At 42.7% G+C, this 20856-nt stretch carries 25 protein-coding genes; 8 read left to right on the top strand and 17 right to left on the bottom strand.

Translation table 11 applies throughout. The features are described from left to right. Positions 1–342: 342 nt before the first annotated feature. Entirely contained in the window at positions 343–795 is a 453-nt protein-coding gene (locus ACQ86K_RS11785; protein WP_143020921.1) for a hypothetical protein, read from the bottom strand. A gap of 349 nt (positions 796–1144) precedes the next feature. Between ACQ86K_RS11785 and ACQ86K_RS11790 the strand changes: the two genes are divergently transcribed. Then, on the top strand, positions 1145–1837 hold the full coding sequence (locus ACQ86K_RS11790) for a Crp/Fnr family transcriptional regulator (protein WP_256337585.1): 693 nt from the start codon (positions 1145–1147) through the stop codon (positions 1835–1837). Between the two features lie 151 nt (positions 1838–1988). Here ACQ86K_RS11790 and ACQ86K_RS11795 read toward each other — a convergent pair whose 3' ends face one another. The 7 genes from ACQ86K_RS11795 to ACQ86K_RS11825 all read right to left on the bottom strand — a co-directional run bounded on the left by ACQ86K_RS11795 (position 1989) and on the right by ACQ86K_RS11825 (position 7645). Continuing rightward, complete coding sequence (locus tag ACQ86K_RS11795; protein ID WP_431200991.1) at positions 1989–2450, bottom strand: alpha/beta fold hydrolase; 462 nt, start codon at positions 2448–2450, stop codon at positions 1989–1991. Then, a complete protein-coding gene (locus ACQ86K_RS11800) occupies positions 2413–3048 on the bottom strand; it encodes an alpha/beta fold hydrolase (RefSeq protein WP_431200423.1) in 636 nt (211 codons plus the stop codon). The genes ACQ86K_RS11795 and ACQ86K_RS11800 overlap by 38 nt, the downstream gene beginning before the upstream one ends. 21 nt (positions 3049–3069) lie before the next feature. Further along, positions 3070–3309, bottom strand: a complete 240-nt coding sequence (locus ACQ86K_RS11805; protein ID WP_431200424.1) for a hypothetical protein — start codon at positions 3307–3309, stop codon at positions 3070–3072. After that, positions 3293–4075 (bottom strand): VOC family protein, encoded by a 783-nt coding sequence (locus ACQ86K_RS11810; RefSeq protein WP_431200425.1) that lies wholly within the window; start codon positions 4073–4075, stop codon positions 3293–3295. The genes ACQ86K_RS11805 and ACQ86K_RS11810 overlap by 17 nt, the downstream gene beginning before the upstream one ends. Positions 4076–4115: 40 nt before the next feature. Next, the gene (locus tag ACQ86K_RS11815; RefSeq protein ID WP_091176487.1) at positions 4116–4973 is read right to left on the bottom strand and encodes an SDR family oxidoreductase; all 858 of its coding nucleotides are present in this window, start codon (positions 4971–4973) and stop codon (positions 4116–4118) included. A gap of 343 nt (positions 4974–5316) precedes the next feature. After that, complete coding sequence (locus ACQ86K_RS11820; protein ID WP_431200426.1) at positions 5317–6366, bottom strand: alpha/beta hydrolase; 1050 nt, start codon at positions 6364–6366, stop codon at positions 5317–5319. Positions 6367–6580: 214 nt separating this feature from the next. Then, complete coding sequence (locus ACQ86K_RS11825; protein ID WP_091176489.1) at positions 6581–7645, bottom strand: SphA family protein; 1065 nt, start codon at positions 7643–7645, stop codon at positions 6581–6583. Between the two features lie 260 nt (positions 7646–7905). On the opposite strand from ACQ86K_RS11825, the gene ACQ86K_RS11830 reads away from it, so the two are divergent. The 5 genes from ACQ86K_RS11830 to ACQ86K_RS11850 all read left to right on the top strand — a co-directional run bounded on the left by ACQ86K_RS11830 (position 7906) and on the right by ACQ86K_RS11850 (position 10568). Beyond that, a complete protein-coding gene (locus ACQ86K_RS11830) occupies positions 7906–8553 on the top strand; it encodes a nitroreductase family protein (protein ID WP_091176491.1) in 648 nt (215 codons plus the stop codon). 24 nt (positions 8554–8577) lie between these two features. Beyond that, the gene (locus tag ACQ86K_RS11835; protein WP_218134529.1) at positions 8578–9075 is read left to right on the top strand and encodes a pirin family protein; all 498 of its coding nucleotides are present in this window, start codon (positions 8578–8580) and stop codon (positions 9073–9075) included. After that, a complete protein-coding gene (locus ACQ86K_RS11840) occupies positions 9066–9281 on the top strand; it encodes a hypothetical protein (protein WP_256337587.1) in 216 nt (71 codons plus the stop codon). The genes ACQ86K_RS11835 and ACQ86K_RS11840 overlap by 10 nt, the downstream gene beginning before the upstream one ends. Before the next feature lie 156 nt (positions 9282–9437). After that, a complete protein-coding gene (locus ACQ86K_RS11845) occupies positions 9438–10016 on the top strand; it encodes a Crp/Fnr family transcriptional regulator (RefSeq protein WP_091176493.1) in 579 nt (192 codons plus the stop codon). Between the two features lie 159 nt (positions 10017–10175). Beyond that, positions 10176–10568 (top strand): hypothetical protein, encoded by a 393-nt coding sequence (locus tag ACQ86K_RS11850; RefSeq protein WP_143020922.1) that lies wholly within the window; start codon positions 10176–10178, stop codon positions 10566–10568. A 46-nt stretch (positions 10569–10614) separates the two neighbouring features. Here ACQ86K_RS11850 and ACQ86K_RS11855 read toward each other — a convergent pair whose 3' ends face one another. The 7 genes from ACQ86K_RS11855 to ACQ86K_RS11885 form a co-directional block, all read right to left on the bottom strand. Further along, complete coding sequence (locus tag ACQ86K_RS11855) at positions 10615–11883, bottom strand: sigma-54 interaction domain-containing protein (RefSeq protein WP_431200427.1); 1269 nt, start codon at positions 11881–11883, stop codon at positions 10615–10617. Positions 11884–11885: 2 nt separating this feature from the next. After that, positions 11886–12551, bottom strand: a complete 666-nt coding sequence (locus tag ACQ86K_RS11860; RefSeq protein ID WP_431200428.1) for a response regulator — start codon at positions 12549–12551, stop codon at positions 11886–11888. A gap of 19 nt (positions 12552–12570) precedes the next feature. Then, a complete protein-coding gene (locus tag ACQ86K_RS11865) occupies positions 12571–13470 on the bottom strand; it encodes a sensor histidine kinase (RefSeq protein WP_431200429.1) in 900 nt (299 codons plus the stop codon). Positions 13471–13962: 492 nt separating this feature from the next. Further along, positions 13963–14343 (bottom strand): putative quinol monooxygenase, encoded by a 381-nt coding sequence (locus ACQ86K_RS11870; RefSeq protein ID WP_091176502.1) that lies wholly within the window; start codon positions 14341–14343, stop codon positions 13963–13965. A 44-nt stretch (positions 14344–14387) separates the two neighbouring features. Continuing rightward, positions 14388–14846: a nuclear transport factor 2 family protein gene (locus tag ACQ86K_RS11875; protein WP_091176505.1), complete on the bottom strand. Its 459-nt coding sequence runs from the start codon at positions 14844–14846 to the stop codon at positions 14388–14390. Between the two features lie 150 nt (positions 14847–14996). Continuing rightward, positions 14997–16133, bottom strand: a complete 1137-nt coding sequence (locus ACQ86K_RS11880; protein ID WP_091176507.1) for a TlpA disulfide reductase family protein — start codon at positions 16131–16133, stop codon at positions 14997–14999. A gap of 143 nt (positions 16134–16276) precedes the next feature. Beyond that, positions 16277–17173 (bottom strand): VOC family protein, encoded by an 897-nt coding sequence (locus ACQ86K_RS11885; protein ID WP_218134531.1) that lies wholly within the window; start codon positions 17171–17173, stop codon positions 16277–16279. 511 nt (positions 17174–17684) lie between these two features. On the opposite strand from ACQ86K_RS11885, the gene ACQ86K_RS11890 reads away from it, so the two are divergent. Together ACQ86K_RS11890 and ACQ86K_RS11895 are read left to right on the top strand one after the other, a co-directional pair. Next, positions 17685–17993, top strand: a complete 309-nt coding sequence (locus tag ACQ86K_RS11890; RefSeq protein WP_143020740.1) for a transposase — start codon at positions 17685–17687, stop codon at positions 17991–17993. 5 nt (positions 17994–17998) lie between these two features. Continuing rightward, positions 17999–18883, top strand: a complete 885-nt coding sequence (locus ACQ86K_RS11895) for an IS3 family transposase (RefSeq protein ID WP_431198369.1) — start codon at positions 17999–18001, stop codon at positions 18881–18883. Between the two features lie 144 nt (positions 18884–19027). Here the strand turns inward: ACQ86K_RS11895 and ACQ86K_RS11900 are convergent, their stop codons facing one another. Together ACQ86K_RS11900 and ACQ86K_RS11905 are read right to left on the bottom strand one after the other, a co-directional pair. After that, complete coding sequence (locus ACQ86K_RS11900) at positions 19028–19972, bottom strand: sensor histidine kinase (protein WP_431200430.1); 945 nt, start codon at positions 19970–19972, stop codon at positions 19028–19030. Beyond that, on the bottom strand, positions 19927–20814 hold the full coding sequence (locus ACQ86K_RS11905) for a tetratricopeptide repeat protein (RefSeq protein WP_431200431.1): 888 nt from the start codon (positions 20812–20814) through the stop codon (positions 19927–19929). Before ACQ86K_RS11905 ends, ACQ86K_RS11900 begins: the two co-directional genes overlap by 46 nt. Between the last annotated feature and the right edge of the window lie 42 nt (positions 20815–20856).

Here is a 20856-nt window from a genome sequence, read left to right on the forward strand (position 1 = left end):
ATGCTCACCAAATGGCCACTAATTGACCTTATTATGCTACTTACTTTATTCTAAAGTATAAAAAGATAATATCATATAAAAATAAGATCGTTTCGAATTTAGTAGAGGAACTTTTAAGTGTTCGCTATTGTGTAAGAAATATAAAATTGTGATTTGTTGACCAGGTCGAAAAGTAGCTCTGAGTTGACTTTTGTAAATCTTACACAGCGATTATCACTGTAACAGAATATATTATAATATAAAAGGCATGATCTCTTGTTTGAGCCCATTAGGGAATTTAAACGCACTTTATCCGTTTTTTAAAATGGTTTTCTGAAGTTATAGAATATAGAGCCTGATAAATCAGCTTGACCTTCTTAACATTTCATAAAATTGGCTTAACGTAAAACCAAACAGGAGATTGGCAAGAAAAAAGTAGAAAACACCCGATAGGGGTAGTGCTTTTAAGCCAAATATTCCCTGGTTTAATGTGGGTAAGACAACCACGCCATTAACAACCCAGGGAAATAGCGAAAATAATAAACCCTTAAAGAATGTAGAGAGCGCCGACTTGTTAAAGAACGCAGCATAGATGATAACCATGACCGCTCCGGTTCCAAAATGGAACAGGATCCAAAACCAGTCTGTTTTAATAAAAGTTGCATTGGGAAGGAAACTCGGCAGTATTTTCAGTGTTAACTTCAATAAGCCGCCGCTTTCCGCTTTAATGTCTAAAATTTTAGCAAGCTTAAGCATTATTGTATTTAAGGTGATCGCTGTAAATCCAGCGATGGCAAGGGCTTTGTTTGGTTTCATATTCACTTGTCTTTTATCATTAAAAAGTATTTGGTGCATTCTCAGCAATATGGAGTAAATTCTTCGTTATTCACGTTTTGCCCACAGTGTTATGGTAAATGGCTATCTGGGATCTGAATCGGCAAAATATTAAGGCTCTGTCATTTACCCATTGATCTATACTAAAAAGTTCTGTTGATATTTGTCAATGCTTCACCGTTTCTTGTTGCCGGTATTTTGGTGTTTATGCTTTCGGGAATCTTCGATATTTCGATAGAATTTTGATTTTTAAATATTAAATTGCTGATTATTAGGCTTGTAAATATTTGGTTGTTTTTTGGCATAGTGTGTACAACAAAACAGACATCGTATGTACACTAACAATATTGTAGGCAAGAATAACTCGGAAATAAGCTCTCTCTTTGTACAAAATGTTGAATACCGTATGCCAGGCGACCCCGCTGTACGGACACTTGCAGGGCCGGCTCATTGGGAGCTGTTTAAGTATATTACAGCAATATCGGGCATGTCGCTCAGCAATCAGCAAAAAACACTGATCGTGGAATCTGTAAAACTTAAAAAACTACGAAAGCGCCAGTACTTTCTGCAGGAGGGCGATATTTGCAAATACATCGGTTTTATCATTAAGGGATCGACTCGGATGTTTTCAATTAATGAACGCGGACAGGAGTCAATTGTCGCCTTCGGATTGGAAAACACGTGGATAACCGATCAGGCAAGCTTCAACCAAAATGAATGCTCCGGATATCATATCGAAGTTATGGAAGATACAGAACTGTTGATACTCAACCGGTCGCAAATTGAACTATTGATAGCGTCGGTACCTGCTTTCGCCCAGATGTTTTCTGAGTATCAAAAACAACAGCTGATCTATAATCAAAAAAGGATCAACGCCGCGCTTAGCATGACCGCGGAAGAGCGATATTATGATCTGCTCAAAAACCAACCGCAATACTCCATGCGTTTTTCACAAAACATGCTTGCCTGTTATCTGGGTGTTAAACCGGAAACATTAAGCCGGATCAGAAAGCATCATATTTAATTAAAATCCTCGTGTTTCAGGTAATTTGGCAGGTTCGCTTTCTGTTCCCATACAAGACCATTTACGATCAAGCTCATAGGGTCTATTGTCAGAAAAGAGATGTTCAAATAGTAAAAAGCCCACTAATTTCAATTAGTGGGCTTCTCAACAGTTAGTCTAAAAACTCGATGATGTCCTGGATGACAACCGAGGGTTGCTCCTCGACTATAAAATGCCCGCTGTTTTCCACCTTTTCAACTTTTAAATTCGAAGTTTTTTCAGGTAGCGAATATTTCAGCCAATTATAACCTGGACCCCCGATTCCCAGCACTGGCATAGATAATTTGCTATAAGTTTTATAGTCGGCAATATCCTGTGCAAATGCCTGGTACCATCCGTTGCCTGCTCTGATAGCGTCCCTGTTATTATAAATGTTGGCGTAAACAGCGCGGTCAAACGCGTTGATCGATCTGTCATCTTTCAAAAGATAATGAAAGATATACTTTTGAGCCAATGCAAACCTACCTTCCAGCAAATCTTCCGGCATGCCCCGCATTTGATTAAATGCAAACCACCAAAGGAACGGTCGGGCAGGGTCAAGTTTGTCCGTCGGCGTTCCCAGCGCCGGCAACATAGTCACAGCAGCGAAGGATCTCGTCGGGGTGTGGTACGTCCATGATAATAAGTTTTTCAGTCAGGTCTGGGTAGTTCGCGGCAATACTGAAGGCAACCTGTGCGCCAATATCATGCCCTGCAATAAAAGCCTTCTTGTAACCTAATTTTTGCAGCAGCCCATATATATCTGAGGCGATAGTTTTCTTGTCATATCCGTTGGCTGGCTTATCAGATGAACCCATGCCTCGGTAATCAACTCCTATCAGATGGTATTTCTTCGAAAGTTCCGGCATGACTTTGCTGTATTCCCACCAGTTTTGCGGCCAACCTGGCAATAAAACGAGTATTTTCCCCGTACCGCCTTCAACGTAATGAAGTTTCACGCCATTCACCTCGGAAAATTCGCTTTTGAAACCAGGGAGTTTCTTAACCAATGCATTGTCTGAAAGTGCCTCTTTATTAATCGATTGGGCAAATACGTAATTGTGAGAAATTACTCTGATAAATATGGCAACAACAGCAATTAATAAAGCGGCGCTCCTTTTAGGAGCACCACTTTGCTTTATTTGCGAATTGTATTTGGAAGCCGTTTGGAAATTGATTTGAAATATTTTCATGGCTCAAAAATTTGATGGTTGTTATTTTTTGGCTGCAGGTAATTTGTCCAGGAACACGTTCAGAGACCTGGCTTTTCCATTTTCCAAGATCATTAGGTCCATACCTGAAATAAGTTTCGGGTTAGACTTCGGACCATAATTCCAATAATATCGTACCACATTGGCGCTGTTATCAATCTTGATCATACTGAATTTGAAGCCTGGATTCTGATGCTGCAATTGTGTGATCCGGGCGTTCAGGTCTTTAAGCCCTTTGATCACAGCCGCTTCTGTCAAAGAAAACAATGTCATCCGTGTATAGCTCTGTCAATTGTGCTGACCGGCTTTGTTCGTCGGTATTGTCCCAAATTTGAATCTGCAGGTCTGCGATTTTTTTAAGTTCAGCTTTAGAATATGTAGCCGGGCTTAGCTCGATATTTGATGAAGCAGTCCAAAGCTTAACAGCCGGGTTATGTTTTTCGTAACCCTTACCATGAGGATAGCTGTTCAGCTCGATGGTAGCTCCCCATGGAGTTTCAAAGTACACCCAGGTTTCGCCTTCGGTGTCACCGCCGCCTGATTGGATATCGGACAGAAACTTAACACCCTTGGATTCCAGGTAGGTTTTGGTTGCCTTCAGGTCGCTTGTGTATAATGCAAAGTGTGTAGCACTGATATCATCGCGATACGGCTGTTCTTTGCTACCGCTGTTTGGTTTATAAGCGAATAACTCGATGTTTGATCCGTCGCCGGCACGTAACATTTTAAGTTCAACCTGGTCTGCATTTTCATGTATGTAAAAAGTCTTTTTCCATTCTGCCGGCATCGAGAACGGCCCCAGTTGTGTTACCGGCGTGAAACCGAACATGTCATGAAAATAATTAACAGCTTCGTCAATATCAGGTACGTTGATCCCAACGTGGTCAATGCCAACGATACCGGGAGCCTGCGCATTTGACTTTCCAAGCGATAAAAAAGTAACGAGGACAAGGGTCAATAGTGTTGACTTTGCTCCGGATGCCAACTTGTTGTATTGTTGATTTTTCATTTTATATGATGATGAAAGATTATTTCTTAATTAGAATTTATTATGCGGTGTATTTTTCCAGCCATTTAGCTTTAATAGCGGCCCTGGTTTCAATAAATTCGATATCGGTACCTTGAGCAATGGCATCAAGTGGTTTACGGAGTGGTCGTGTACCAGCCGGCATTTCGATGAGTTCCAGGATGCCATTGGCAATAACCTGAGGATCCATGTTGAATTGCTGCATTTTACCAAAAAGGGCTGTTCCAATGGCGTTGAATTTTTGAGTGGCTGCATCGCCATAGGCCTCGGTGATAGCTGCTTTGTCTGAATTGACACCTTGTTTCTGGCTGGTGTTCATTTCTGTTGGATATACGCCCGGTTGAATGCTTACATTCTCAATACCGAATTCTGCCAGCTCGTCCTGTAAACCTTCGGTGATGCTTTCAACGCCGAATTTTGAAGCCAGGTATGGGATCATAAACGGCATAGTATGGCCGCTTGCCCCTGAAGTAATATTGATAATCAAACCTTTACCTGCGGCCCTCATAGTTGGTAACACAGCCTGGTAAGTACGGACAACACCATAAAAGTTTACTTCAAACATTTGGCGGATCCGGTCTAAGCTATAGGCTTCCAGCAAACCGAAACCGGCAACGGCCGCATTATTTACCAATACATCGATCCTGCCGTATTTAGCTATCATATTTGCAAAGGCGTTTGTAACCGATTCGTCTTTGGTTATGTCTATCTCAACTACATCTACATTTGGCAGCTGCGACAATTGGTTGGCAACTTCTGCGTTCTTTCCGTCGATATCACGCATTCCTGCTATAACTGTATAGCCAGCTGTTGAAAGGGTTTCTGTAGTTAATTTTCCGAAGCCTGAGCTTGTTCCTGTGATGAATACTATCTGTGACATTTTCTTAAGTTTTTGTTGTTGTTGATATCTCAAAGGTCATATAATGGGCTTGCCCACACATTGACATGAAATAAAAAAACGCATTGATATTTATCAATGCGTTTTATTGTATGTTGTTGATAATTAAGAATTTATTGTATTTTATTTCGGTAAACCAAGTTGGGAGAAATCTAAAATGCTCAAATATAAGAATCCCAGCTTGGGTAAAATTGAAACAGAACGCGGTTACACAGTACAAAAAAATGCCCGGAAAGCATGAGCAGACCGGGCGTCCAAGCTGATTATTAATCAGCAGGTAATAAAGGATTAGGATGTTATTTAGTTGAAGTTAGTGGCGCGGTAGCTACTGCTTTAGCCTGAAATGCTTTTTGAGTTCGGCTGCCCCCTCGGTCATTGCGCTCCTTGTGCCGGGAATGTAGGCCAAGGCGTTTAGCATGCCCCAGTCATGGATCATGCCGTTATAGCGTACCGCGTTTACGCGAACACCTGCCTGGTCGAGCTTGCGGGCATAGGCTTCGCCTTCATCCCTCAAAACGTCATTTTCGGCAGTCAGAACGATTGCAGGCGGCAAACCTTTAAGCTGATCAACAGTAGCTTGCAATGGCGACGCATAAATTTCTTTGCGTTTTTCAGGGTCTGATGTATAGTTATCCCAAAACCACTGCATCATACTTTTTGAAAGGAATCTGCCGGTCGCATATTTATTGTAAGATTCTGTTTCAAAATTGGCGTCGGTTACCGGCCAGTAAAGCATCTGGAGCTTGATTTTTGGGCCATTTTTATCTTTTGCCATCAAAGCTACAACCGCGGCCATGTTACCACCTACGCTGTTACCCACAACCGCAAGGTTATTTCCGTCGACTCCGATTTCTTTACCATGTTCTGCAACCCATTTGGTAGCGGCATATCCCTGGTTAACAGCTACGGGATAGTGGGCTTCCGGCGATGGGGTATAATTAACAAAAACTGCAGCCGCGCCCGATTCGACAACAAGATCACGAACCATGCGTTTATGAACATCAAAATCACCCAATACCCAGCCACCTCCATGGAAAAACATGAATACTGGAAGTGTTCCCTTAGCGTTTGCCGGCTTTACAATATTGATGCTGATGGACTGTCCGTCTTCGGTAATTGTTTTTTCTGCTATGGTAATCCCTGAAAGATCGACCTTTACAGAACTTTGTGCGCCGGATAACACCGCGCGGGCGTCTTTTGGGGACAAAGTTTCGATAGGTTTCCCGTTGCCAGAATTAAGTACTTTTAAAAATGCTTTGGTGTTTGATTCGATCTGCGGATCAGATGCCGGATCCGTTGATTGCGCCTTTAACTCTGTTCCTATTGCTAAAGTGCCTAACAGCAATGCTGCTTTGAGGGTCATTTTTGTTTTCATGATTTTATGTTTTTCTATGGTGCAAAAATGTCTCATGGTTCAGAAATGCCGCTTGACCTGGGTTAAGAAAGCACATTGACTTTTGTCAACGCCTGCTTTTGCCTCCGTCCGTAAAGTACGGACTAATAAAAAAGCCTCATATAGAGGCTCCTTGTTGATATATAAATTTTTATCGAGGAAGGGGACATTCGGTTTATTATTTAAGCCATACGGATTACTTTGATAGGGGGATAGCAAGCCGAAGTGTTGGGCGGGTTCCTTCGAAGCGGTTTTTTGCTGCTGTTTCAAAAAATACTTTGGCTTCAAGCAAAACGCCGTTCGGTGCAAAATAAGCTAGTCCCGGGCCATATCCAAATACGCGCTCTTTGGTGTTATCGATACCGTATTTATCCTGGTAGTAATGGTTGTCGCCATTATAACTATCCTGGTTGAATTGCGTTAAGTAATAGGCTGCTGCTTCTATCTTCAAGCTTTTTAAAATCGAATAATCGACGGAGTAGTTACCATTGTAATACGCCCCTGCCTTACTTTTTTGCCCAATAAAGTGGCTATTGTAATTGAACTGATTCCTGGAACTTACACTAACCTGATCGCTCAGCATAAGTGTAAAGGCATGGTAAAGGCCATAGGCCCATACATGCGATGACGGATTGATATTATACCTGCTGTCATAACCGCCAACCGGTACGTTAATGTCAAATTCTACGCGGTGCGAGAACGGTTTGCCAAACAGTTTCTTATCCGACCATTGAACAGCTGTTCCCTGCACAATATCGCCTAAAACACCGGGATTAACGATAAAGGCCTGGCCACCCAGGTTTGATGCCGAGATTTGTACAAAAGGAACTATCACGGTAAAGCCAAGGTTGCCGCCCATCAGGCGTACCGGTGAAAGATAGATCAACTGGTTCATTTGCAAAAGAGAGTTAACCTTCAAATCAGAATGTGTATTTCTGCCGAAACCATCATTTAACTGATGGGCCTGAAAATACTGGGCGTAGCCCTGGTAAATGAAGCCCGGCTTACCGGCCACGCCATCGTAAACATTTGCAAGGCCAAGGTTGGTAGGAGGGAGTGCCGGATCTTGCGCGTATGTCTTAACGATAGCCGATAGACAAAATGCTAACAATAACAAGGGGCGCCTGGTCCGCGCTTTATAGTTCTTTTCTTTCGTTTTCAAAGGGGCGGTAACTTTTACTTCAGGATCGGTAGTGGCTTTTACCGGTTCATCGGTTTTTTTATTTTCTTCGGGTACGTTTGTATTGATTTCGTTTTTCATAGTGCAAATCTCTGTCGCCTCCCCAAAATGCACATTGATAAAAAGCAAGAAAGGCCATTGATATTTATCAAGAACTTTCCTTGTGTGTCTTGACAGCTCTTATGATATGACTGTTTAAACCGCACTGCCAGGTATGCTTGTTATTATAATTTGGCGGGATTTTTTCGGTTGCCGATTGATAAAAGTCAATAGCCTTTTTTATTTTATATCAACGGGCAACCGCCTGTAGCTCGTGACCTTTACAGCAAAAGTTTTAGATCATGACAACAGAAAAATTAGATATCAACAGTGCGCTTAACTGGCGCTATGCTGCGAAAAGAATGACCGGTGCAGTTGTTCCTCAAGATGTAATGGGCCGGATCCTTGAAGCCGCCAGACTGGCACCTTCGGGCATTGGCCTGCAGCCTTATGAAATACTGATGATCACCAACGCCGAGTTGAAAAAACAAATATTGCCGATAGCTGCTAATCAAATGCAGGTGGTAGAATCATCTCACCTGCTTGTTTTTGCTCCCTGGGATGATTACACGCCTGAACGTATTAACGGCGTGTTCGATTATTTGAACCAGCAACGTGAAAAGGTGTCTACCACTTTAGATCGTCAGCGCCAGTTCGCATTAAACTATTTTTCAAAATTTAGCAGTGAGGAGAATTTTCATCACGCCGCTAAGCAGGCCCATATAGCCCTGGGTATCGCTGTAGCTGCTGCGGCATTGGAGCGGGTAGACGCTACGCCGATGGAAGGTTTTAACGCACAGGAATTGGATAGATTTCTTGATCTGAAATCTAAAGGCCTTCGCAGTTCAATGCTGATGGCGATTGGTTACCGTGATGAGGCGAACGATTGGAACTTTAAATTGCCGAAAGTGCGTAAACCAATGAGCGAGTTAGTAACACTTTACCAATAAGCTTGATATATAATTGGAAGAAATATGGAAAATATCAATTTTTTGCCGGCATCCACAAGGGGTAATAAAAACATTGGCTGGCTTAACGGGTTCCATTCCTTTAGCTTCGGCGCATTCTATGAACCCGGAAGGGTACCATTTGGCCCCTTGCTGATATTGAATGATGATTTCGTAAAGCCTAATACCGGCTTCGGACAGCATCCACATAAAAATATGGAAATCATTTCTATTCCGTTGAAAGGAACGATAACCCATAAAGACAGCACCGGGAGGGAGTCAACTATCGGCGCCGGAGATATACAGGTAATGAGCGCAGGTGCCGGTATAACACACAGCGAATTTAATCATAGTAACGAAGAGGTCAACTTCCTTCAAATATGGATCCACCCGGAGCAAAGGGATGTTAACGCAAGGTATCAGCAAATATCCATTCTCCCGCGCAAAATCAACTCCGGCAAGTGGTTTCACCTTATCCTGATGATGAGGGACTTTGGATCTATCAAAGGGCCTGGATGCATTTAGGGGATTTTGAAGCTGGCGCAAGTGCTGCTTACAACATCAAACACCAGGGCGATGGTGTATATTTCTTTTTGATTAGCGGCGAGGCCTGGATAGCTGGGCATACACTGCAAAAACGTGACGCGGTTACTGTTACTGGCTTGGAGAGCATTTTAATGAGGTTTACTGAAAACTCCAGGATCCTGATAATTGAAGTTCCGGTAAAATGAGCGTGCTGAAATTAGGGAGTTTTCGAAAAATATCTTGTCTGTTTTAAGTTAATTGCGAGTGTGATTTGTTCTTTGTTTAAAATCAGAAAATGTAATTATGCGGTGGAGACGCCTATTGCTTATATTTGAAATTGATTTTACTTAACAGCGAACAGAGTGATTGAAGTATTTAAAAAATATATCCGCGAAAAAAGCAAGGTTTCGGAAGAGGACCTGGATAAAATTATTGCGGTTTGCCAAGTGAAGAGAGTAAGGAAGCGACAGTATTTATTGCAGGAGGGCGATGTATGGAAATATAATGCCTTCGTAACAAAAGGATGTGTGCGTACCTACACGCTCGATGATAAGGGGAATGAGCATATTATCAACTTCGCGGTAGAAAACTGGTGGACAGGAGATCGGGAAAGCCTTGCGTCGGGCGAGTCATCGATATTTAATATTGATGCGCTGGAAGATTCGGAAATTGTCCTGATCTCGAAGTCGAACTTCGAAATGCTCTGTGTCCAGATCCCCGCATTTAACGATATGGTGAACGGCATTTTGCAGAAGAGTTTTATTGTGGCCCAAAATCGCATCCATACATTTATCAGTTTATCCGCTGAAGAAAAGTATCTTAAATTTCTGGAGAAGTTTCCTCATTTGGTGATGCGTGTGCCGCAGGGGATGATTGCTTCTTACCTGGGCATAACGCCCGAAACTTTAAGCCGGATCCGTAACCAAACTGCGAAGAAATAGCGTAGGTTTTGCAGGTATTTGAATTTTCGGAAGGCATTTTACTTGAAATGGCATTGATAAATATCAATGCCATTTCTTATTTGATATCAATTAAAAACGGCAGCAGCATCAGCATTTTTGGATGTCGGTTTTTCGCTTTTGAGAGCTGGCAAACTTGTTATGAAAAAGATAGAAGGATTAAGAAAAATAGCGATCCGGTTGAATGGCACTACCAGTAAAGCTTACGAAATGCTTGCTGAAAATGTGATCGGTTCAAAGAAGATTCTCGCCGCGCCTGGGTTGACTGTGTATGTATTGGTAGACGGCACAATAATGGAGTTATATGGTCCCGGTGCCGACTTTCCGGCCTATTTGTTTGCAGATTCAGATGTTGTGGTCAGTTATAGGGTCAGCAATTTGGATGAGGCGCTTGTTGAATTGACAAGATCTGGGGCGGAAGTTGTTGCTGTTATGGATTGTGACCAGGGATCTTTTCGCTTTTGCCATATTCGTATAACCGGGCAAAGCCTGTTTGGGATATATGAGGAGCGGGAGTTGAGCACAGCCTCCTGACAAGTTTTTGGGCTGGTATGGATTTAGTCCCATACCAGCTATCAATCTATCTGTCGTGGTACAGTTCTTTTTTAATACTAAGTTTTTTCATCCTGGACGTGAGCGTACTTGGTGGCAGGCCCAGAATTTCGGCGGCACCGCCCACACCTGTTACCTTACCATTGCAGCTTTTAAGTACTGAAAGGATGTGTTCAGCTTCAATCTGCTCAAGTGTTTTCCTGTTATCGCCGGTGGAGGTTGCAGGCATGGAATCCGTTCGTTTCACAGCTGGCATTTCGATGCTTTCAACAATTTTTCCTCTTGTTTTGATCAATGTCCGCTCCATCAAATGGTTTAACTCCCGGATATTACCCGGCCAGTTATAAACCGATAATTGCTTTAAAGCAGCCGGGCTGAGCTCCGGCGCTTCCAATCTTCCCATTTCTTCGGCACTTTTTAAGAGGAAGTACCGGGCGAGGACCGGAATATCTTCCTTGCGGTCCCGCAACGGAGGCAGATTGATCGGGTACACATTTAGTCTGTAAAACAGGTCCAAACGGAACCGGCCTTCGCCAACTTCTTTCTCCAGGTTACGGTTGGTAGCAGCCACAATCCGCACGTCAACTTTAATTGTTTTGCTGCTTCCGATATGTTCAAACTGCTTTTCCTGTAGTACCCTTAACAGTTTTACCTGCGATTCTAAAGGCAACTCGCCAATTTCATCCAGGAATATTGTACCCCCGTTAGCTGCTTCAAATTTCCCGATACGCTTTTCGATAGCACCGGTAAAGGCACCTTTTTCATGACCAAATAGTTCAGATTCAATCAGGTCGGCAGGTATAGCCGCGCAGTTAACTGTTATAAATGGAGCATCCCGCCTTGAAGATAGTAGATGGATATTATGTGCAATTTTTTCCTTGCCCGTACCGCTCTCGCCAAGGATAAGAACAGTTACCGGGGTATCTGCAACCATTTCTACGTTATCCAGCACATGCAGCAGCGCGGCGCTGTTGCCATAAATGCCCTCAAATTTAGGTACAGATTTAACCGGTTGAATACGGGATGCCCGTCTGAGTGTTTTTGAATCACCGTTATACGCCAATGATAAAGTGTTAAAAAGGCGAAAGACAAACTTTTCATTCTTACATAAAAGGGTTTTATGTGAATGGTCAAACCCATTTTCGTTTCTGTTGAAGAATGCCAGCTGCAGTGTGCCCTCGCTGGTTTTGTTCAGCAATTGTAAGGATGAGTTTAACCTGTAGGGCGCTAACAGTCCACCGCCAGGGATACGGCCTGCCTGAAAGCTATGGAAAGCGCCCCCATTAAGTATACTCACGTCTACACTTTTTCGGATCTGCGTTTGACTGCCCTGGTAGTAAAATACCTGGATAAGTTGTTTGGCCTCGAGTGCAGGCAGTACCTGGTATTCGTTAAAGCCAACCCTAAAAAAGCGCCGGATTCCGGTTTGTTACTGTTTGCCGGCGTATAGCTGAAAGCGAGGTAATCAAATGGGATCAGAGATTGAAATGTAGCCGGAATTTTATTCAGTTTACTTTCCAATGTTGTTTGCTCATCTGTTAAGGCCCTTACCTGTTGCTGCAAAAGCAGTTCGCGCTGTGCGGTAAATTGCAAGCTGGTTTCATGCTTGCTTCTTGCAATATCCAGCATGATCAGCAAGTCTTTCTCCCTGAAAGGTTTAACCAAAAAGCCGTAAGGTTGCGTGGCCTTGGCGGCCTCGAGGATACTTTGATTGGTATTGGCAGAAATATAAATAAAGCCAATGCCTTTTTCCTGCAGATAGGGGGCAAGTTCCGTCCCCATCGAATCGTCCTGCAGAAATATATCAAGCAGTACCCAGGTAGGCTGATATTTATCAACAGCTGCTTTCGCCGATTCCACACTGTCCGCAGTGCCGCACACGTTGTAGCCGGCATTCTCCATCATATTGGTCAGGTCATTGGCAACGATGAACTCATCTTCAACAATCAGTAGTTTTTCAATCATACTTCAAATTAGCTTTTCCTTAGCAGAACACAAAATGCGCCTGTTGATCAGTTTTTGTTTTAAAATCTATTATTATCTCAAACCCGCTTACGGTATTTACGGTTACAGCGCCGCGTATTTGCCTGGAAAGCCCCATGATCAACGTTTTTCCAAGCGATTTTGCCGAAAGGAAATCAAACCCCTCGGGAAGACCTACGCCATTATCGGCAAACATCAGGCGATAAGTGCCTTCCTGCAGGTGCAGGAGCGTAATTGTTATTTTGCCCCCGGCTTCATTCGGAAACGCGTATTTCAATGAGTTGGTAGCCAGTTCATTGATGATCAGTGCAAAAGGTATCGCGGTATCCGGATCTACCGCAATCGGTACCATGTTCAAATCAAACGTTATCCGGTTGCCACACTTAAACTCATCAATAAGATAATCTACCACTTCTTTTATACAGCACGACATTTCGATAGCAGCCCCGGTGGCTTGTTGAAATAGCTTTTGATGTACCAGCGACAGTGCATACAACCGGTGTTTACTGTAAACCAAAACCTCCCTGCCTGTTTTATCATCTATAAACGAAAGCTGGCTGTTAATGAGGCTGCTTAATACCTGTAGGTTGTTCTTTACCCTGTGGTGCATTTCTGCAACCAAGCATTCCTTTTCGGTAGATAGTTTATCGATATCGCCTTTTAATAAGGCAATGCTCAACTCCAGTGTTTTGATCTGCTGCTCGTTCACCTTTTTGTTTTCTCTTATACTGATACGCTCCAACAACAGCATACATCCCCCAATCACCAGCAATAATACTGTAATTCCAATCAACCAGCTGTTTTGAAGAACACCTATTGCCAAACAGCCTGAAATGTTGTCGGCAATATATTCTTTACTGGTACTGGTTGCCATAATAAACCCGGCATTTGGTATCGTCATTTTTGTATTTGATTATTCCTCGGCACGGTTTTGTTAGGTTTAGTCAAGCGTATTATTTATCCAAAAATGTTTTGAACAAATAATACGCTTTACCAGCAATCTGCATGCCCGCGAAAAGGTTGTTCTTTTTCAATTGCTTACGATTTGGACCTCATTAAATTCCCGATATTTCGAGAAATTGCGATATTTCGGTAACCGTATTGGGTTTGAAGCAATTTGCCCTGGTTGGGGCATTAAGTGCAATGTCCCTTATTGATCTGGTTCCGGTTCAGTATAGGGCTTGTTAGCAGGTGTATTGTTTCAAGTATCCATTATCAAAGGTCATGACTATTTAAAAACTACCTGTTGACCTACGCTAAATAACTGCCTTGACATTTATCAATCCTGCTTTTTAATCGGGGCTGTTGGATATCATTTTGCCGGGAGGATATAAACCAAAACGGGCAGCCTGAATGGCTGGCCGCTATAATATTCAGTATATGAAACTAATGGTTACGATACCTTACCTCTCGGATCATCGATGTGAATCTTGGCGATTTCGTACCGTACTCCCTGGCGATCAAGGATCCGAACGTTTTTAACTACCGTACTTAACGCGGTTAAAAATGTTTCAGCGTTTTCATGACGCTCGTAAGCCTCTTCGTCTGCCCAGCCCTCAAGCAGGTGGAAGGTATTTGGATCCGTTAGGTCTTGAGAAAAGGCATAATATATACATCCCGGCAATTTGTTTGCCGCTGTCATATCCGGGATCACGGCGTCGATGAATATCTGGCGGTCATCCGGATGCACACGATAATAGGCACTTACCGTAATACCGGTTGAAAGTGTTTTATCATGATCTGTTGATGTTCCTGTTTTAATAGAATTTTCCATATTTTAAACTGTTGATGAAATAACTGTAGCCATTGGCTAAATAATTACTGTAGCACCGCGCTTAAATTTCCAAACACACCAAGCTGGCCGAGTAAAATAGTGCCGGCAGTGTAACAGTGAAATGATTTTACCTTACCATTTTCCAGGTGAAATACATCGCAGCAAGGGGTATGTATCTCATTACCGGTAGCCGCAATTGTGCCGGCAGGCAATTGCAGCGGGCCTTTGTGCGTGCCGTTAAGTGATAGTTCAACCACCACTACATTTTCTTCGTCCCTTACATAAAAATCGTATAGTTCGCGGTGCATATCAGGGAAGGCTGTTGAATAGATATCAACCGTTCTGCCAATATCCGCGCCATAATATTTTGCGCCTGCAGATATATCCCAAAAGTAGCCGTCGTCTGTAAAAAGGGCTGCAAAAGCTTTGCTATCCTGTATTTCAGCGACACGGTAAAGCTCGCGGATCACTTTTTCGTTTTCTGAATTTGTTGGAGTTTTCATATGGTTCTTTTATTGATTTGATACAAAGGTTGGAATTGCCATTCTTCTGTAAATTGACATAGGATAAAAAAGAGGGTTGATAAATGTCAATGAGTAAAGTTGAGCACCGCAGTTTTTTTCCCTGCTGAATCCGTTAACGCATTGCGGCTTTTACTTCAATTCGGCCCTTGTTAGTAATTGTTTCAGTTTGCCCTCCAGTGCTTCTCCGCGCAGGTTCTTAGCTATCACCCTGCCTTCAGGATCGATCAGGAAGTTTTGCGGAATTGCATTAATACCACAAAGTTTCGCGGCAGTGTCGTTCATGTATTTGAACTCAGAAACCTGTGTCCAGCTTAGATGGTCATCTTTAATGGCTTTTAACCAGCTGTCGCGGTATTTAGGGCCATCCAGGGAAATGCCTAATACCGTAAAGTCTTTATCATGAAAATGCTCATAGGCCTTTACAACATTAGGGTTCTCCGCGCGGCAAGGAACACACCATGGTGCCCAGAAGTCGATCAATACGTACTTGCCCCGTAAAGAAGATAATTTTAACAGGTTGCCGCTGGTGTCCGGCTCCGCGAAGTCGGGGAGTATTTTGCCAATTGCAGTGATTTTCAGTTTTTCCAGTTTGGCCGTAAAACTTCTGCCTTCTTTACTTGCTTTTACATCTTCTCCAAATTTATTAAATATAGGTTGCAGCAATGAATAATCGGCGGTATAAGCATAGTCGCCCAAGGCCAGAATCCCGGCTATTGATGCTGTATGATTTTCAGCAAATCGTCGTTTTGAGGCATAATAAGCCGAATCGATAGCCGCTTCTTTGATCTGTTGCTTAGCTTTAAAGCTTGCCGCTTTACGTTCTTGTTCGGTTGCCGCATTGGTTTCGGCTTCTAATGCCTGGTATTTGTTATCAAAAAACTTCTCTTCAGCACGGTATAACCGGTATTCTTCATTCAACCTGGTGCCGCTTACAGTAGCATCCTCAATAGTCGATTTGCCCTGGATGATCGTAGTGCCCTGCATAAGATAAAACTCGAGCTTATCGTCTTTACTATCTGTGAGCGACTTATGTTTAAGCGAGATCTCTGCTTTAACAGGTTCCGCGACAGTTCCGTTAAAGGTAAAATGCCCGTTGATGATCGGTGTCGCTATCTGCTGATGCGCACCGGATGGTGTAATGTACCGCATTAAGGCACTATCTCCGCGGGCTGAATTTTCGATAGCTCCTTTAATAGTGAAAGCGTTGTTTTGCGCGGTGGAAATGAATGGTGAGGCTACTAAAAGCGCAATAAATAATTTTTTCATTTTAATGATGGAGGATAATTCGATGACGTTGTGGATATAACTGTTTTATTTAATCATTTCTAAGCGGCTTCTTAACAGTCGGGGCCGGTTAACATCTTTTTCAGTTAACCGGCCCCGATTGTTTTAATTTAGAGCAACTTAGTTTACTCTTCTCCTACAAAAACATAAAGTTTTTGCACTTTCCTGTTTTCGATCACAAACAGGTCCATGCCTGTAACAGTGTCTGGCTTGGCATCATCACCAAATTGCCAAAATAAACGGGCGATGTTATGATTGATATTAACCGGTTTGGCTTGTGTGAAACGGAAATTCGGATTTTCCCGGTGAAGGCTAACAATAAAATTATCTATTTCTTTGTGACCATTCGCAATAAAGTGGCGATCGAGCATCTCTATATCTGTTGCGTAAATTTCGTTGAGAATTGCTTTGCGTTTGTCTTCATCCTGTTCGTTCCAAAGCTCGAGATGGCGTTCTATCAGGGCTTTAATCTCCTCCTCTGTAAGCGCTTCATTTTTAATACTGCCTTTAGGAGACCAAAGTACTTTTGTCGGTTTGTTTTTCTCGTAACCTTTGCCATTGGGATAGGAGACAAGTTCCATTTTAGCTCCCCATGGAGAAAGGAAATATACCCATGTTTCCCCTTCAGTATCGCCCGATGGCATCAGGAAAGGTTCGCCGAGAAACTTGATACCTTTTGATTTTAAGAATTCTACCGATTCATCCATGTTTGCGGTATAGAAACCGATGTGGCTTGCGCCAATATCATCACTCCCCGGATGCGATTTACTTCCCTGGTTATTTTCATAGGCGAAAACTTCGATGCTTGCACCAGTGCCGGCGTGTACCATTTTAATAGTTACTGCTCCTGTATCGGGATGCATATTGTTGTTCTCTTTCCATGCGATGTCAAGCGGGAATGGGCCAAGTTGGGTAACCGCCGAGAAACCGAAAATATCACTGAAAAAATCGATGGCCTGTTGCAGGTCAGGTACATTGATACCAACATGGTCAATACCTGATATTTGTGCTTTTGTTGACATGTTCTTGCTTTTTTTAATGTTTTTCATTTGTTTGTGAATATGACAAAATTGCCCCTTTAGCGTTGACCAGGCATTGATATAGAATAAAAAAGCACATTGATAAATGTCAATGCATTGACTTGTCCAAGCCTTTGAAGACTGAAACGATATTGGCGGATAAAAGATTTAAAACTGTCTCTTATTAGACTGATTTTTAATAATATATGTTGGTTTATATAAAGTTTATATTGGCTTGTATTAGCGATTAGATTTTCGAAATGTTGGGTTATATTATTTACTTTTGGCGCTATTAAAACAATCTATTTATTGATAAACAGATTGCCGCATTGGGTCGGTAACCTGGTTGAGTTTGGCCAATAGCACTTTGAAAGACAAAAAAGGACAATGGGTTTAAAGGTTAGTTTGTCATATCATTGGTTTTGCCGCTGAACTGAAGCTGTCGTTAATGATCTTATCCCGGTGAGATGCATCGGTAAAGCCGGACAGTCGAGATGCTTAACTTAGCAAATCAATGGACAAGAAAAAGTCAAGCCGCCGTGTTTACGATGCGGATTTTAGGTCGGATGTATTGAAGATGGTTTTTAGTGGTCGTTCGGTTGTGGACGTGGCCGCTTCGTTGGGGATCAGGGAGAATTTGATCCACAAATGGAAAAGCCGTTATAAAGAAACAACGGGATCATCGGCGCTGAAATCGCCAGGGTCAGAAACGCCGATTGTATCGGTAGAAGAATATGAACGAATGAAGGTACGTCTGCGAGAAGTGGAGCAGGAAAGGGATATCTTAAAAAAAGCATTGGGCATTTTCAGCCGGACAACTTAAAGCAGGTGTACGCTTTTATTTTATCACAGGAGCTGTTTTTTCCGGTGATAAGGATGTGTGATGTATTATCGGTGAGCAGGAGCTGTTACTATGCCTATCGTAAGCAGGATGAGCAGGCTGAATGCTCAGTTCAAAAGAAGATCGAAGCGCAGGTAGTTGAAGCCTTCCGGTTACATAAACACCGTTATGGTATCCGTAGGTTAGTCCCGGAGTTGTCAGACCAGGGATTAAAGATAGGTCATTACCGGGTACGGCGTATCTTACATCAAAATGGATTGAAAGCGATTCAACCCAGATCATTTGTGCCCCGGACAACAGATAGCCGACATCCATATCCAATCAGCCCCAACCGGTTGAAAGACAGGTTACCGCCATCAGGGATAGACCAGATATGGGTTGGCGATATCACCTATATCCCGCTAAGAGAAGGATCCTGGTGCTATCTGGCGGTATGGATGGATCTGTTTTCCCGCAGAGTGATCGGGTGGCAGTTGTTGCACCACATGAAAGAGGCCCTTGTACTGGAGGCGTTTCAGAAGGCCTATAGCAATCGTAAAGCTGATAAGGGGTTGATCGTTCATTCAGATCGTGGCGGACAATATGCAGGGAATATATTCCGCCGATGGCTTGCCAGGTGTCATGTACTACAAAGCATGAGCGATGCGGACAATCCGTATGACAATGCTTTTATGGAATCGTACTTCTCCCGGTTTAAAGCCGAGCTATTGCAGGACGGCTCTTTTGAAAATATAGAAAATGCCCGCAGCGAGATATTTGAATATATTGAAATGTACTATAACCCTATCCGAAGACATTCAGCCTTAGGCTATATCAGCCCGATGGCGTTTGAGCGAAAGGCAAGTTATCCACAAAAAGCGGAGGCCCGATAAAAAGAAAAAAGAAGCAAAAAAAGAAAAACGTGTTGAAATATGGAAAACTCTCCGAGTTTCCCACATTTCAACACCACAAACAAACAACAAGTTATTTATTTTTACTTTTATAAATCATGACAGATCAACTGTCCGGATAAACCATCACACCCCACGGTGCGTTGAAGTATGGAAGGGATCTGCCTGTTGCCATTCCAGTTCGATAGTTAATCCATTGTTGCTGGTTATCTTTAATTGGGCGCGTATCTGGCGGCTTAAACCTGTCATGAGCTGCATACCTAATGATTTTGATTGCTTTATATCAATCTCCGGGGATAAACCTTTCCCGTTATCACTGATCATTAACCGAACGTGATTGTCAGTACTGGTAAGGTTGATGGAAACCTGTTTGTCGGTCTGATCAGCAAACGCATATTTTATCGAATTTGTTATCGCTTCGTTCAGGATCAACCCGATGGGTACAGCCTGGGAAACATCTAACCTTACCGGTGCAACATCTACCCGTAATTTGATATGGCCAAAGGTATCGAAGCTATCCTGCAGATAGAGTGCGATCTCCCGGATATAATCACCCGCATCTATAGTAGCGAGGTTATCAAACTGGTATAATTTCTGATGGATCAGCGATATCGACCGCATCCGGTTTTGACTGTCCCTGATCACATCGATTGCTACTACATCTTTAATATTGCTTAGCTGGGAATTAAGCAAGCTGATCACGATCTGCAGGTTGTTTTTGACGCGATGATGTACTTCTTTCAAAAGCCATTCCCTTTCATCAACCAATTGCCGTAAATATTCATTTTGCGTATTAATTTCCTCTTGCTGTTCCTGCAGATCATTGTTTGCTTGGTGCTTAAGCTTGTAACGGTTGTAAAGGACAGCGAGTAAGGCCATCAATAACAGGACAGAGGCAATAAACAGGTTCCGGATCATTTTCTGGCTATGCAGCGCGCTGTTCTGTAACTGATTTTGATGGGTTAGCAGGTCGATATGTTTTGCTTTAAAAGCGATTTCCTGATCCTTCTTTTGCAGGTCGAAAGTCATTTGCATCCTGCCAATCTGCTTGTTATAATTACGGGACAGCATTGAATCCCGCAATAAATGTGCGTTTTCCTGGTGACTGATTGCCGAAAGGAAGTTTCCCTGGCCGAGTCTACCTGGAATTGATAATGTTCTATTTTCTGTTTGGATATCAGGCTTTGGGTGACAGCCGCATATTTAATAAATTTTTCCACTTGTAATTCCGCTTCCGGAAACTGCTTCATGGCAATCAAGTATTCTATCATTGCCGCATCGGTAGGGCTCAATTCGATATTGTGTGCGTCTGTAAGCTGTTTCAAACGGTTATAATACCCCGAGGCTTTATCAAGCTTTTTTGTAGCTGTCGCCGCGAAAAGCAGGTTGGTGATCAGGTTGGTTTGGTTCTGATAATCGGTAGTCGGGCATTTTATGAGCGCTTCTTCACAAGTTTTTACCGCCTCCCGGTAACGCCCCAGCTTGTTATAGATAGTGCCGAGGCTGCCCGATATCATAATCCAGTCGTTATTATTACGGTTTTTAAGCGCATAATAACTTGCCTTCTCCATGTATTCCGCTGTTCTGTTATCCTGATTGATGGAATTGTAAGTAAAGGCTAAACGATAGTAGATGGTACTGATCATTTGGCTGGTGTCCTTAAACATTTCAGCAGTTTTAAGCGCCTTTAGTTGATAGGAAAGGCCTTCTACGGTGTTTCCTGAACTTGTGAGTGCATCCCCAAGCAAATCATAAATATCCTGCAATTGTTTTACCCCGAGTAATTGGTAAAGAGCCAGCGATTCGTTTAAAAGCGAAACAGCTTCCTTAAGATCATATCTGCTATTCTTCAAATCTCCAAGAAACTTCAATCCATCGGCAAGCTTCTTAGTACGTGGCGCTACTTTTCTCAAAATGCCTACCGACTTCGTAAAATAATTTATCTTGATAATAAG

The sequence above is a fragment of the Mucilaginibacter sp. P19 genome, assembly GCF_050632265.1.
In the GTDB taxonomy this organism is placed as follows: Bacteria; Bacteroidota; Bacteroidia; order Sphingobacteriales; family Sphingobacteriaceae; genus Mucilaginibacter; species Mucilaginibacter gossypii.